Annotated in this window: 14 protein-coding genes and 1 pseudogene; 3 read left to right on the forward strand and 12 right to left on the reverse strand. The window is 67.2% G+C overall.

What is annotated here, in order from left to right:
• Window positions 1–46: 46 nt before the first annotated feature.
• On the forward strand, window positions 47–757 hold the full coding sequence (locus A5694_RS13430) for a sirohydrochlorin chelatase (protein WP_064922331.1): 711 nt from the start codon (window positions 47–49) through the stop codon (window positions 755–757).
• 64 nt (window positions 758–821) lie between these two features.
• On the opposite strand, the gene A5694_RS13435 is transcribed toward A5694_RS13430, so the two are convergent.
• The 6 genes from A5694_RS13435 to A5694_RS13455 all read right to left on the reverse strand — a co-directional run bounded on the left by A5694_RS13435 (window position 822) and on the right by A5694_RS13455 (window position 5148).
• Window positions 822–1853: a sulfate/molybdate ABC transporter ATP-binding protein gene (locus A5694_RS13435; protein ID WP_064922332.1), complete on the reverse strand. Its 1032-nt coding sequence runs from the start codon at window positions 1851–1853 to the stop codon at window positions 822–824.
• Complete coding sequence (gene cysW / locus A5694_RS13440; protein WP_064922333.1) at window positions 1850–2665, reverse strand: sulfate ABC transporter permease subunit CysW; 816 nt, start codon at window positions 2663–2665, stop codon at window positions 1850–1852. Before cysW ends, A5694_RS13435 begins: the two co-directional genes overlap by 4 nt.
• The gene (gene cysT, locus A5694_RS13445; RefSeq protein ID WP_064922334.1) at window positions 2662–3522 is read right to left on the reverse strand and encodes a sulfate ABC transporter permease subunit CysT; all 861 of its coding nucleotides are present in this window, start codon (window positions 3520–3522) and stop codon (window positions 2662–2664) included. Before cysT ends, cysW begins: the two co-directional genes overlap by 4 nt.
• Window positions 3519–4535, reverse strand: coding sequence for an extracellular solute-binding protein (locus A5694_RS13450; protein ID WP_064922335.1), 1017 nt, complete (start codon window positions 4533–4535; stop codon window positions 3519–3521). The genes cysT and A5694_RS13450 overlap by 4 nt, the downstream gene beginning before the upstream one ends.
• 113 nt (window positions 4536–4648) lie before the next feature.
• Window positions 4649–4741: an Ms4533A family Cys-rich leader peptide gene (locus tag A5694_RS25280; protein ID WP_419179703.1), complete on the reverse strand. Its 93-nt coding sequence runs from the start codon at window positions 4739–4741 to the stop codon at window positions 4649–4651.
• Window positions 4742–4953: 212 nt separating this feature from the next.
• A complete protein-coding gene (locus A5694_RS13455; protein ID WP_064922345.1) occupies window positions 4954–5148 on the reverse strand; it encodes a hypothetical protein in 195 nt (64 codons plus the stop codon).
• Between the two features lie 267 nt (window positions 5149–5415).
• Between A5694_RS13455 and A5694_RS13460 the strand changes: the two genes are divergently transcribed.
• A complete protein-coding gene (locus tag A5694_RS13460; protein WP_109535685.1) occupies window positions 5416–7377 on the forward strand; it encodes a glycoside hydrolase family 15 protein in 1962 nt (653 codons plus the stop codon).
• Between the two features lie 84 nt (window positions 7378–7461).
• Here A5694_RS13460 and A5694_RS13465 read toward each other — a convergent pair whose 3' ends face one another.
• From A5694_RS13465 to A5694_RS13485, 4 genes are all read right to left on the reverse strand, one after another.
• Window positions 7462–8226, reverse strand: coding sequence for a sensor domain-containing protein (locus A5694_RS13465; protein ID WP_064922336.1), 765 nt, complete (start codon window positions 8224–8226; stop codon window positions 7462–7464).
• Window positions 8226–10094 (reverse strand): translation elongation factor 4, encoded by a 1869-nt coding sequence (gene lepA / locus A5694_RS13470; protein ID WP_082952656.1) that lies wholly within the window; start codon window positions 10092–10094, stop codon window positions 8226–8228. Before lepA ends, A5694_RS13465 begins: the two co-directional genes overlap by 1 nt.
• 108 nt (window positions 10095–10202) lie before the next feature.
• Window positions 10203–10766 (reverse strand): hypothetical protein, encoded by a 564-nt coding sequence (locus A5694_RS13480; protein WP_064922339.1) that lies wholly within the window; start codon window positions 10764–10766, stop codon window positions 10203–10205.
• Between the two features lie 326 nt (window positions 10767–11092).
• A complete protein-coding gene (locus A5694_RS13485) occupies window positions 11093–11641 on the reverse strand; it encodes a hypothetical protein (protein WP_064922340.1) in 549 nt (182 codons plus the stop codon).
• Between the two features lie 468 nt (window positions 11642–12109).
• Here A5694_RS13485 and A5694_RS13490 point away from each other — a divergent pair, with 468 nt between their 5' ends.
• The gene (locus A5694_RS13490; protein WP_064922347.1) at window positions 12110–12724 is read left to right on the forward strand and encodes a type II toxin-antitoxin system PemK/MazF family toxin; all 615 of its coding nucleotides are present in this window, start codon (window positions 12110–12112) and stop codon (window positions 12722–12724) included.
• A gap of 75 nt (window positions 12725–12799) precedes the next feature.
• On the opposite strand, the gene A5694_RS13495 is transcribed toward A5694_RS13490, so the two are convergent.
• Together A5694_RS13495 and A5694_RS13500 are read right to left on the reverse strand one after the other, a co-directional pair.
• Window positions 12800–13228, reverse strand: coding sequence for a CBS domain-containing protein (locus tag A5694_RS13495; RefSeq protein WP_064922341.1), 429 nt, complete (start codon window positions 13226–13228; stop codon window positions 12800–12802).
• A gap of 236 nt (window positions 13229–13464) precedes the next feature.
• Window positions 13465–13686 (reverse strand): annotated as a pseudogene (locus tag A5694_RS13500) (MBL fold metallo-hydrolase); the annotation flags it as partial.

Genomic DNA, 13686 nt, shown 5'->3' on the forward strand with positions numbered 1-13686 from the left:
GGGGGCACCCCCAGCCGCGCAGCGGCGAGGGGGCGAGGAGCGGCGCATGACGACGCTGGTCTTGACGGCGCACGGCAGCCGGGATCCGCGCTCGGCGGCCAACACCCACGCGATCGCCGGGCATCTTCGTCGGGTCGCACCGGAATTCACAGTGCGCGCGGCGTTCTGCGAGCACAGCACGCCCAGCCTGCGCGATGTGCTGGACACCAGCTCCAGCGGCCCGACCATCGTGGTCCCGTTCCTGCTGGCCAGCGCCTATCACGCCCGCATCGACATCCCGGGAGTGATCGCGCAGTGCGGGGCTGCGGTGCAGGTGGCGCCGACCCTGGGCGAGGATGACCGGCTGGTGCAGGTGCTCGGTGAGCGGCTGACGGCCGCGGGGGCATCCCGGTTCGACCCGGAGCTCGGCGTGGTGGTGGTCGCGGTGGGTTCCTCGCACGCTGCCGCCAATGCGCGCACCGCCCGCGTCGCCACACCGTTGTCTCGCGGAACCCGTTGGGCTGGAGTGGAAGTGGCCTTCGCCACGCAGGGACCGTCAGTGCCCGAAGCCGTTGAACGCCTCAAGGCGCGCGGGGCCACCAGGCTGATGATCGCACCGTGGTTCTTAGCGCACGGCAGGATCACCGACGGGATCGCCGCCTATGCCCAGCGAGCCGGAATCGCGATGGCCGAGCCGCTCGGCGCGCACCGTCTGGTGGCGGCGACCGTGCTGGACCGGGTCGAAGCGGCGCTCAACGCGGGCCACGCCGCCGCCTGACGCGGCGAGATCGCAGCCACGCCGCTGATTCGGCGATTGTCGCTGCCTCAGCGCAATTCCGGCGCTAAGCAGGCATCGGTGCGTCCGTGACGGGCACTTCCTTCAGCGGTGGCACCCGGGTCGCCCGCACATAGACCGTGTCGCCTTCGGCCAACGCGAGCGCCTCGGCGTCGCCTCGGGTGATCTGCGCGGTGAACGGCACCTTGGTCGCGGCGTTGGTCAGTTCCACCCGCACCTCGAAGCCCAAGGCCACCACCCGGTCGACCACGGCGCGCAACACCCCGGTGGACTCGGCGGTGCCGTCGATGTTGGCCACCGCCATCTCGGGGGTGCGTCCGACCCGGATGTCGTGCGGGCGCACCAGGGTGCCGTTGAGCGAGGACACCGCGCCGAGAAACGACATCACGAAGGCGTTCGCCGGGGCGTCATAGACCTCGGTCGGGGTGCCGAGCTGCTCGATGCGGCCCTGATTGAGCACGGCGATCCGGTCGGCGACGTCCAGCGCCTCCGCCTGGTCGTGGGTGACCAGCACCGTGGTGACGTTCACCTCGTCATGCAGGCGGCGCAGCCAGGCCCGCAGATCCTCGCGGACCTTCGCATCCAGGGCGCCGAACGGCTCGTCGAGCAGCAGCACCTGCGGATCCACCGCCAGCGCCCGCGCCAACGCCATCCGCTGCCGCTGCCCGCCGGAGAGCTGGTTGGGGTAGCGGGTCTGAAAACCGCTGAGTCCCACCACTTCCAGCAGGTTGTCCACCTTCTCCTTGACCTCGGACTTGGGCCGCTTGCGGATCTTGAGCCCAAACGCCACGTTGTCGCGCACCGTCATGTGTTTGAACGCTGCGTAATGCTGGAACACGAAGCCGATGCCGCGCCGCTGCGGCGGAACCCCGGTGACGTCGACACCGTTGATGGTGACGGTGCCGCTGTCGGGGTGATCCAGGCCGGCGATCGCCCGCAGCAGGGTCGACTTGCCCGAACCGCTGGGGCCGAGCAGCGCGGTGAGCGAACCGGACGGCACCGCGAAGTCGACGTTGTCGAGGGCGACGAAGTCTCCGTAGCGCTTGTTGGCTCCGCGCACGGTGATCGCGTGGCTCATCTGCTCCCCTTTCCGGCACGCCGCATGTCGAGCACCACCTGAACGATCAACACCAGTACCGACACCGTCATCAGCAGTGTGGACAAGGCGTAGGCGCCGTATTCAGCGCCGCGGTTGTAACGGTCGGAGACCAGCAGCGTCAGCGTCTGGGACTTGCCGGGCAGGTTCGACGAGACGATCAGCACAGCGCCGTACTCGCCGAGGGTGCGCGCCACGGTCAGCACGATCCCGTACGTCAGGCCCCACCGGATCGACGGCAGCGTGATCCGCCAGAACGTCTGCCACCAACTCGAACCCAGCGTCGCTGCCGCTTCCTCCATGTCGGTGCCCAGTTCGTGCAGCACCGGTTCGACTTCCCGGATGACGAACGGCAGCGTCACGAAGATGCTGGCCAGCACGATGCCCGGCAGGCCGAAAATGATCTTGAGACCCCAGTCGTTCTCCACGAAGCCCAGCAACCCGGCCGAGCCCCACAGCACGATCAGCGCGACACCGACGATCACCGGCGACACCGCGAACGGCAGGTCGATGATCGCCTGCAGTGCGCCCTTGCCGCGGAACTTGTTGCGGGCCAGCACCAGTGCCGTCGGGATACCGAAGATGACGTTCAGCGGCACCACAATCGCCACCACCAGCAGCGACAGCTGCAACGCCGAGATGGCCGCCGGGGTGGAGATGTAGGCGAAGAACTGCCCGAATCCGGGGGCGAAACTGCGCCACAGGATCAACGACACCGGAACGATCAACAGCAGGCTGATGTAAGCCAGCGCCACGAACCGGATGAGGTAACGGACTTTGCGCGACGGAGTCATGCCGACCGCTCCTGCCGCTTGGTCACCCGCGCGCCCAGCACCCGCAGCGCCAGCAGCACCAGGAACGAAATTCCGAGCAGCACCAGGGAGATCGCTGCGGCACCGGTGCGGTCGTCGTTCTCGATCAAAGTGCGGATCCACTGTGAGGAGACCTCGGTCTTGCCGGGCACCGCCCCGCCGATCAGCACCACCGAACCGAACTCGCCGATTGCCCGGGAGAACGCCAGGCCCGCACCGGTCAGCAGCGCCGGGGTCAGCGACGGCAGCACCACCGTGCGAAAGATCGTCGCGCCGGAGGCGCCCAGCGACGCCGCGGCTTCCTCGACCTCCCGATCGATCTCCAGCAGCACCGGTTGCACGGCGCGCACCACGAACGGCAGCGTGACAAACGCCAGCGCTAGGCCGACGCCGGCGGCGGTGTGCTGCAGATGCACGTGCACCGGGCTGGCCGGACCGTACAACGCCAGCATCACCAGACTGGCGACGATGGTGGGCAACGCGAACGGCAGGTCGATGATCACGTCGATGAAGCGCTTACCGACGAAATCGTCACGCACCAGCACCCAAGCGATCAGCAGGCCGAACACCAGGTTGACCACGGTGACGCCGGCCGCGATCGTCAACGTCACGCGGAAGGACTCCAGCGCGGCGTGCGAGGTGACCGCCAGGCGGAACGCCTGCCAACCGCCGCCGGCGGCCTGCCAGGCGATCGCGGCCAGCGGCGCCAGCACGATCAGCGACAGCCAGACCACCGCGGCACCGACCCGCAGTGAGACGCCTTCGCGCCGGAACCCGGCATGCACCGGCGGCCCACCCTCGCCGGGCCGGGTCGCCTCGCTGACCACGATCGCCGTCATCCGGTGACCCGGGTGTAGATCTTGGTGATGGTGCCGTTTTCCTTGTCGAACAGGCCGGTGTCAACGACGTCCCACCCGCCCAGATCCGCGATCGTCCAGAGCTTGTCCGGCGCCGGGAACTCCTCGCGGAACTCGGCCGCGATGCCCGGGTCGGCCGGACGGAAGCCCGCCTGCGCCCACAGGCGTTGCGCCACGGTCGTGTACTGGAAGTTCTTGAACGCGGTGACGGCCTCGAGGTGCCGGCTGGAGGACACCACCGCCAGCGGGTTCTCGATCTTGAAGGTCTGCGCCGGGTTCACATGCTCCACCGGTTTGCCCTTGCGCTCGACGGCGATCGCCTCGTTCTCGTAGCTGATCAGCACGTCGCCGCTGCCCTGCAGGAACACGTCGGTGGCCTCTCGCCCGGAGCCCGGGCGCAGCTTGACGTGATCACTGACCAGCTTGTCGACGAAATCCAGGCCGGCCTGCGGATCCTTGCCGCCCTGGCTCTTGACGGCGTAGGGAGCCAGCAGATTCCACTTGGCCGATCCGGAGCTCAGTGGGCTGGGGGTGATCACCTCGACGCCGGGGGCCAACAGGTCGTCCCAGTCCTTGATGTGCTTGGGATTGCCCTGCCGCACCACCAGGGTGACCACCGAACCGAACGGGATGCCTTTGGTGACGTCGGCATTCCAGTCCTCGGCCACCTTGCCGGCCTTGACCAGCCGGGTGATGTCGGGCTCCACCGAGAAATTCACGATGTCGGCCGGTTTGCCGTTGGCGACGCCGCGGGACTGGTCCCCCGAAGCGCCGTAAGAAGTGACGACCTGCACGTCGGCACCCTCCTCGGTGCCGTAGAACGCCGGGATCACCTTGCTCCAGCCGGGTTCGGGAACCGCGTAGGCCACCAGCGTCAGGGTGGTGTGTGCATCGGACCGCTCGGCACCACCGACCACGTCGCTGGGCCCCCCGCCGCAGCCGGCGATCAAAACAGCGGTCAGCGCCAGGGCGGCGCCTCTGACGGTGTGAAGCATTGATGACCTTTCAGTGCAGGCTGAGCAGATTCGGTCCTGTCGCTTCGCGGAGATGGTTGCCCCATGGATGACCTGCCGGGCATTACGACATCAAGGCGGCGACGGGCGGGTGTTCAGCGACAACAGTGCACGTCGGCCACAGCGCAATTTCCCACGGCAATGAGGGCCAAGACGTGGCACTCTCCATTACCGGACGCTGCGAGCATGCCGGGAAGCGTAACAGAACCCGCGGTTCAGCGACGGAGGAGAGCCGAAGCTGGAACCGCGGCATAAACCCCGCGGTTCAGCGAGGCTCGACGGAGGAGAGCCGAAGCTGGAACCGCGGCATAAACCCCGCGGTTCAGCGGGTCAACAGCCAGCTGACGATCACCAACACGATCAAACCGACCAGAATCAACGTCACCTGCGAGCGCGGCATCTAGCGTGCCCCGCCGTCGTCGTGCCGGACGCGTTCGAGCACCCGGATGCCCTGCCCCAGCGCAGCGTCCAGCACCACCGCCAGGCCGTAGGCCAGCGCCAGCACCACCGGCATCACCACCGCGGTCTGGACCACGAAACCGAGCCCCGACAGCCACAGCTCCACGCCGTCCCACCAGCTCAGGAAGCCAACCATCTCGCCCACTTTAGCGGCGATCGCAGCGGGTCGGCGCCATCGGCACCGTGGCGATCGCAAGCACGGCGGAGCCGGGCGCAGCGGGTCGGCCGCCATCGACCGATGCCTGACGCCAGCCGAAACCAGGAGGCGGCGGGTCAGGTGGACGTGCGCCAAGCCGCCAGAGATGATGTCGGAATGGTCCTGCACACCCCGCCGGGCGATGCACCCGACAAGACCGCCCCCGAAGTCACTGCACCAGCCTCGGACGTCCGCGTCGCCGCCAGGGTGACCCCGCCGCTGTCGGCCACCGCACCGGTGCCCTATTCGGCGGCGCCGGGCCAGGTCCGCAACTCGTTTCCCCCGATCGCTGACTACGCGTTCCTGTCGGATTGCGAAACCAACTGCCTGATCTCAGCGGCCGGCTCGGTGGAGTGGATGTGCGTGCCGCGGCCCGACTCCCCCAGCGTCTTCGGTTCCATCCTGGACCGCGGCGCGGGGCACTTTCGGCTCGGGCCGTACGGGGTTTCGGTGCCCGCCGCGCGGCGCTACCTTCCCGGCAGTCCGATCATGGAGACCACCTGGCAGACCCACACCGGCTGGCTGATCGTGCGTGACGCACTGGTGATGGGCAAGTGGCACGACATCGAGGCGCGGTCCCAGACCCACCGGCGCACGCCCACCGACTGGGACGCCGAGCACATCCTGCTGCGCACTGTGCGCTGCGTCAGCGGCACCGTCGAGTTGACCATGAGCTGCGAGCCGGCGTTCGACTATCACCGCACCAGCGCCACCTGGGAATACTCGTCCAACGCCTACGGCGAAGCGATCGCGCGAGCCCGCCAAGACCCGGACGCCCACCCGACACTGCGGTTGACGACGAATCTGCGGCTGGGCCTGGAAGGCCGCGAGGCGCGAGCCCGCACCCGGCTGACCGAGGGCGACGACGTCTTCGTGGCGTTGAGCTGGTCCAAACACCCCGCGCCGCAGACCTACGCCGAAGCCGCCGACAAAATGTGGAATACCACCGAGTGTTGGCGACAGTGGATCAACATCGGCAACTTCCCCGACCATCCGTGGCGGGTCTATCTGCAGCGCAGCGCGCTGACGCTCAAGGGGCTGACCTATTCGCCGACCGGCGCGCTGCTGGCCGCAGCGACCACGTCGCTGCCGGAAACTCCGCAGGGCGAACGCAACTGGGATTACCGCTACGCCTGGGTGCGGGATTCGACGTTCGCACTGTGGGGCCTCTACACGCTCGGGCTGGACCGCGAGGCCGACGACTTCTTCTCGTTCATCGCCGACGTGTCCGGCGCCAACAACGGCCAGCAGCGTCCACTGCAGGTGATGTACGGCGTGGGCGGCGAACACGAACTGGCCGAAGAGGAACTCGAGCACCTGTCCGGCTACGACAACGCCCGCCCGGTGCGGATCGGCAACGGCGCCTACAACCAGCGTCAGCACGACATCTGGGGCACCATGCTGGACTCGGTCTACCTGCACGCCAAGTCCCGCGAGCAGATCCCCGAAACCCTGTGGCCGGTGCTCAAGCGTCAGGTGGAAGAGGCGATCGAGCACTGGCGCGAGCCTGATCGCGGCATCTGGGAAGTCCGCGGTGAACCGCAGCACTTCACCTCATCGAAGGTGATGTGTTGGGTGGCGCTGGATCGCGGCTCGAAGCTGGCCGAGCTGCAGGGCGAAGTGTCGTATGCCCGGCAGTGGCGGGCGATCGCCGAGGAGATCAAGGCCGACGTGCTGGCCAATGGGGTGGATTCCCGCGGCGTGCTGACCCAGAGCTACGGCAGCGATGCGCTGGACGCCTCGCTGCTGCTGGTGGTGCTCACCCGGTTCCTGCCGGCCGACGATCCGCGGGTGCGCGCCACCGTGATGGCGATCGCCGAGGAACTCACCGAGGACGGTCTGGTGCTGCGCTACCGCACCGAGGAGACCGACGACGGACTGTCGGGCACCGAGGGCACCTTCACCATCTGCTCGTTCTGGTTGGTCTCGGCGCTGGTGGAGATCGGCGAGGTCAGCCAGGCCAAGCATCTGTGTGAGCGGCTGCTCTCCTTCGCCAGCCCGCTGCACCTCTACGCCGAGGAGATCGAGCCCCGCACCGGCCGGCACCTGGGCAACTTCCCGCAGGCGTTCACCCACCTGGCGCTGATCAACGCCGTCGTGCACGTGATCCGCGCCGAGGAGGAGGCCGACTCCACCGGGGGGTTCCAGCCGGCGAACGCCCCCAACTGACGGGCCATCACCGGCGCGGCCCAGCGTGAAGGTGACTTCACGTTCGCTGTCCACCGTGAAGCCATCTTCACGTTCGGCCAGGAATTAACCGCTGAGGCCGCGGATCTTGTCCAGCATCGCCCGCGCCAGGTCGGCGGCGGTGGTGTCCCCCGGCGGTGGGGCGTCGGCGTGGTCGTCCTCGCCGACGAACCAGAACACGTCGACGTCGACGAGGCAGTTCACCCGCGCCGCCAGCGCCCGCGTCACCCGCAAGCCCACCTCACCGTCCACGGTGGTCCGCACGGTGGCGGTGAGCACCGTGTCGGTGATGGAGACGTCGGTGATCTCGCCGCTGGCGTCGCTGCCCTCACCGTTTCGGACCACCGTGACCCCGTCGCAGTGGCCCCACTGCTGCGAGAACTTCGCGAACAGCGCGTCGGCGTCGGAAGCGGTGGCCAGTGCGATCACCGCCTCACCCACTCCGGTCAGCGGCGAGTCGTCGGCGGCGGAGGTGCTGTCCCAGAATTCGTGGGCGACATCTTGTACGCCGGCCGCGCCGTAGACGCTCTTCTGTCCGCCCACCGCGGCGCCGACACAGTCTTCCGGGGCCGCCTCGTCCCAGGCATCGGGCAGATCATCGATGCCACCGAACCGCGGCGGCAGGTTGGGGTCGCTGCGGAAGGGCTGACCGGCCAGCTTCGACAGCTCGGCGTCGTCGAGCAGCACCTGCCGGACTGCCATTCCGGTGACCGGGGTGGGCGCCAGTCCCGGTGCCGGCCTGACGGTTCCGGAGACCACCGTGGTGCACCCGCTGACCAACAGCACGAGCGCCGCCGCTGCGGCAGCGGTTCTTCCGGCCCGGGCGGCCACTACTTTTTAGCCTTCTCCCCGGCGGCAGCGCCGCTATCGGTGGACAGTGCCGCAACGAACGCCTCCTGCGGCACATCGACGCGGCCAATGGTCTTCATCCGCTTCTTGCCTTCCTTCTGCTTTTCCAGCAGCTTGCGCTTACGGGTGATGTCACCGCCGTAGCACTTGGACAGCACGTCCTTGCGGATGGCCCGAATGTTTTCCCGGGCAATGATTTTCGAGCCGATCGCGGCCTGCACCGGCACCTCGAACTGCTGGCGCGGGATCAGCTCCTTGAGCTTGGTCGTCATCTTGTTGCCGTAGGCCGACGCCGAGTCCTTGTGCACGATCGCACTGAAGGCGTCCACCGCCTCGCCTTGCAGCAGGATGTCGACCTTGACCAGATCGGCCTCCTGCTCGCCGGCTTCCTCGTAGTCCAGGCTGGCGTAGCCGCGGGTGCGCGATTTCAGCGAGTCGAAGAAGTCGAAGATGATCTCGCCCAACGGCATCGTGTAGCGCAGCTCGACCCGTTCCGGCGAGAGGTAGTCCATCCCACCGAGCTCGCCGCGCCGGGACTGGCACAGCTCCATGATGGCGCCGACGAACTCGCTGGGCGCGATGATGGTGGTCTTGACGACGGGTTCAAAGACGTTGCGGACCTTGCCTTCCGGCCAGTCCGACGGGTTGGTGACGATGATTTCGTCGGCCTCGCCGCCTTTTCCTTCTTTGATCACCCGGTAGACGACGTTGGGCGAGGTGGAGATCAGGTCCAGGTCGAATTCGCGTTCCAGGCGTTCGCGGGTGATCTCCATGTGCAGCAGACCCAAAAAGCCGCACCGGAAGCCGAAGCCCAGCGCCACCGACGTCTCCGGTTCGTAGGTCAGCGCGGCGTCGTTGAGCTGCAGCTTGTCCAGGGCATCACGCAGATTCGGGTAATCGGATCCGTCCACCGGATACAGCCCGGAGTAGACCATGGGCTTGGGTTCGCGATAGCCGGTGAGCGCCTCGGTGGCGCCGGCCCGCGCGGTGGTGACGGTGTCGCCGACCTTGGATTGGCGCACATCCTTCACCCCGGTGATCAGGTAGCCGACCTCGCCGACCCCGAGACCCTGGGTGGCTTTCGGCTCCGGTGAGACGATGCCGACTTCGAGCAGCTCGTGGGTGGCGCCGGTGGACATCATCGCGATCTTCTCGCGCGGGGTGATCCGGCCGTCGACGACGCGGACGTAGGTGACCACGCCGCGGTAGATGTCGTAGACGGAGTCGAAGATCATCGCCCGGGTGGGCGCGTCGGCGTCGCCGGTGGGCGGCGGCACCTGCCTGACGACTTCGTCGAGCAGCTCGGCCACGCCTTCGCCGGTCTTGCCGGAGACCTTCAGCACATCCTCGGGTTCGCAGCCGATGATGTGAGCCAGCTCGGCGGCGTAGCGCTCCGGATCCGCGGCGGGCAGGTCGATCTTGTTGAGCACCGGGATGATGGTCAGGTCGCGGTCCAGCGCCAGGTACAAGTTGGCCAGGGTCTGGGCTTCGATGCCCTGGGCGGCGTCGACCAGCAGGATGGCGCCCTCGCAGGCCTCCAGCGCCCGGGACACCTCGTAGGTGAAGTCGACGTGGCCGGGGGTGTCGATCAGGTGCAGGACATGTTTTTGGCCGTTGGTTTCCCACGGCAACCGGACGTTCTGCGCCTTGATGGTGATGCCGCGCTCGCGCTCGATGTCCATCCGGTCCAGGTACTGGGCGCGCATCGACCGGTCGTCGACGACGCCGGTCAGCTGCAACATCCGGTCGGCCAGGGTGGACTTGCCGTGGTCGATGTGGGCGATGATGCAGAAGTTCCGTATCTGCGCCGGCGCGGTGAAGGTCTGGTCGGCGAAGCTGCTGATGGGAATCTCCTGGTGAGCGGGTGGCTTGCTGTCTAGTCAGGGTAGCGAGGCCGGGGCAACAAAACGAAACCCCCGGAGGGCGCAGCCTCCGGGGGTTTGCGTTCCTACGACGATTTAGGCGTCGATCGAGTCCATGCCGAAGTAGCCCAGGATGTCGTTGAAACCGAGCTCGAAGTAGTCACTGGCCTGCCCCCAGCCGTCGCCGGATTCGGCAGCAGCAGCGGCGATGGCCTCCGCGGCGCTCCCGCCGAACAGCGCACCGCTGTCCCAGTCGAGGTTTTCGCCGTCGTTCATCAGCGCCCACAGGAGGGTGTTGCTGCCGTTGTTGAACTCCATCAGCGCGCCGTTGAGCAGGTTGTAGGAGCCGGAGGCGCCTGACGACATCTCGTCTTCCCAGTTCACGCCATAGATCAGCTGGCCGAACGCCGCCTGCTCCAGCAAGTTGTCGTGGGTGATGGTCGCGAACGGGTAGGTTTCGGTGGGCGGGAGGACGTCTTCCTTGGCGCCCGTAAGGGCAGCACCGGTGTTGAAGAGCCAGTTCATCGACTGGTGCTGGCTGTTGACGATGCCGCTCCAGTTGAACTCGGTCGTGTCGTCGTCGGCGGCCGCCAGCGGGGCCAATGCGAGGGCTGCACCGGCCGCGAAGCTGCCGATTACCCCGATCTTGCGAATGCTCATGCTCAATAGCCTTTCCCGATGTCCTCCGCCAGCCAGGCCGGCCGTCGGATGTCCCCCAGCACGTCGCTGAAAGCTGATGAAAACCTAACAGCTCGCCTTGTTAAGGGCAACTCCGACACTTACAGGAAGTGCTGTGTGTTGGATCATCGGCACGTCGAAAAGCAGCCTGGGTCACGCCTTGGGGCCGGACGATCGGCTCACATGCAGCTGCAAACCCGCAGCAAGAGCGACGCACCCACCAAAACACTAAGTTAACGCCGGGACGTGCCGGGCGGCAAGGCGAATCCCCGGAAGTGCGCTCCCCGGCATTCGGTTCTCAGGGACGGCTAGGGCACGAAGACGCCGAGGTAGCCCAACAAGTCGGCCAGGCTGGCCTGGAAGTACAACCCGGACTCTTCCCATCCGCTGGCGGCCCCGTTGGCAATCTCCATCGCGCTGGCCCCGCCGAACAGGTCACCGCTGTCCCAATCGAGCACAGCACCGTTGTTCGCCAGCGCGTACATCAGCGAGTTGAGGCCGTCGTCGTAGGCGACCACCGCGCCGTTGAAGACGCTGTAGGCGCCCGGGTCGGAGGCGAGCCCGGCGAGCGACGGGTTGAGTCCGTAGACCAGGTGATCGAACATCGTCGAGCCATTGTCCTGAACCGTCGATACGGCCTCCGGCTTAATGATCGCGAAGCCCTGCGGCCCCTCGGTGAGCGCGCTCCCGGGGACACCCCCTAGGACGGTGTCGGTTACGAACAGAAAATTCATCGACTGCACCTCGCTGGCCACGACGGGGGCCAACGGGTCGGTGTCGGCAGCTGCCAGGGGCGCCAATGCGAATGCCGCACCGGCGGTGAAGCCGCCGACCACACCGAGTTTGCGCGTGTTCATGCTCAATGCCTTTCAGATGTCTACTGCTTGTCTCTTGCGGCCGGAGAATTACCCCTTCGCGACGGAAAGCCAAGGGGCCGCGTCGTTTTCACCAATATCGTTGCGGGCAGAACCCGGGATAATTGCGCAACCCATATACCTCCTGCTAAGCCGTGGGCGCACGCAGGAGAGCGACACGTCGCACGCTGGATGAAACAACCATGGCCCCTCCCCTTGTCAGGGCATGATCGCGGCGGACTAACTCTCGCGAGCCGCTACGCCCCTCCGTTTAGAAGCCCCCCCCGTATTAACGAATATTCTCCGACCGTACGCCGATGCCGTTCTGGGGACAATACAAGTGGCACATCAGTTTTCGTACAGATTCCCGGTGCGCAGTGTTGACGTTTACGTCAATAAAATTTGGCGGCCGTAGTGCTGCTGACGACGCAGCACGTCCGCGTCGAAGCACACTTCGCCTATGCTGCGATCATGGCTTCCCCACGGAAGACCCCGTGGCAGACGGTGCAGCGTTTCGCGGAGAACTTGGTGTTCAACGAAGCCCCACGGTTCATCCGCCAACTCGAGCAGGCGCCGCTGGTGCAGCAGCGCATCCAACGCGGCATCGAGCAGGGCATCAAGATCGGCCTGGAGGTCCTCAGCAGCGCAGGGTCCGTTGCCTCCCCGGCGATCCCGGCGGGCCGACCGGTCACCAACAGCAGCGTCCCCACCGCGCACCGTGCCCGCCGCCTGGTCTACGCCCCTGACCTCAACGGCCGCGCCGACCCGGGCGAGATCGTCTGGACCTGGGTGGCCTACGAGGACGATCCGGATCAGGGCAAGGACCGGCCGGTGTTGGTTGTCGGACGGGACCGCAGCATGCTGCTGGGACTGATGTTGTCCAGCCAGCCGCGTCACGCCGAAGACGCCAACTGGCTGGGGATCGGCGCGGGCAGCTGGGATGAAGGCCGCCGGCTCAGCTGGGTACGGCTGGACCGCGTGCTCGACGTCCCCGAGGAGTCGATCCGGCGCGAAGGCGCCATCCTGGAACGCACGGTGTTCGAGGTGGTGGCCGCCCGGCTGCGCAGCGACTACGCGTGGAGTTGAGCCCTACCGCGGGCGGCGACCGCTAACCCAGGCAGCACCCCGCCACGACCGGCGGCTCCGGCGTGGCGTTCGCCGCTACCCCTGGCTGATGTAGGAGCGCAGCTGCGCGCGCTCGGCCTGCAGCTCCTCCATCCGCGACTTCACCACGTCGCCGATGCTCACGATCCCGGCCAGCCGGCCGTCTTCGAGCACCGGGATGTGGCGCGCCCTGTGCTCGGTCATCAGCATGCTGACCTCGTCGGCGGTGTCGGATTTGGTGCAGGTCGCCACCAATCGGGTCATGATCGCCGACACCGGCCGCGCCAGCAGGCTGGCACCGTGGACGTGCAACTGGCGTACCACATCCCGCTCGGAGGCCACCCCCTCCAGACCGTCGGGTCCCATCACCACCATGGCGCCGATGTTGTGCTCGGCCAAACCCGCCAGCAACTCCATGACGGTGGCATCCGGATGGATGGTCACCACCGCCGCGCCCTTGTTCCGCAATACATCCGCGATGCGCATTGACGCCTCCCGCCGCAGTGATCTGCTTCACACCAGGCTAGGCCATTTTCCGGACGCGGGGAGGCGATCTTGAAACTTGGCCGATCGTCCACCGCGGAGCGGCGATCTGTGGCATATGTGACGTCATGACGATCGAGATCACCCTGCTGGGCACCGGAAGCCCGATCCCCGACCCCGACCGCGCCGGACCGTCAACCCTGATCCGGGCCGGCGGTCAGGCGCTGCTGATCGACTGCGGGCGCGGGGTCGGGTGTAAACGTGGTGACCCACCGGGTGATCAGCAGGTCACCGAGGTCGGCGATGTGGTCACTGTGCAAGTGGGTGAGCAGCAGCGCCGACAGCGTGTTGGCCGACGCCCCGGCGGCGGCCAGGCGCTGCAACACCCCGCGCCCGCAGTCGATCAGCAGCGCCTGACCGCCGGCCCGGATCAGGGTTGACGGTCCGGCGCGGTCGGGGTC

The sequence above is a fragment of the Mycolicibacter sinensis genome (assembly GCF_001667945.1).
GTDB classification, from domain to species: domain Bacteria; phylum Actinomycetota; class Actinomycetes; order Mycobacteriales; family Mycobacteriaceae; genus Mycobacterium; species Mycobacterium sinense_B.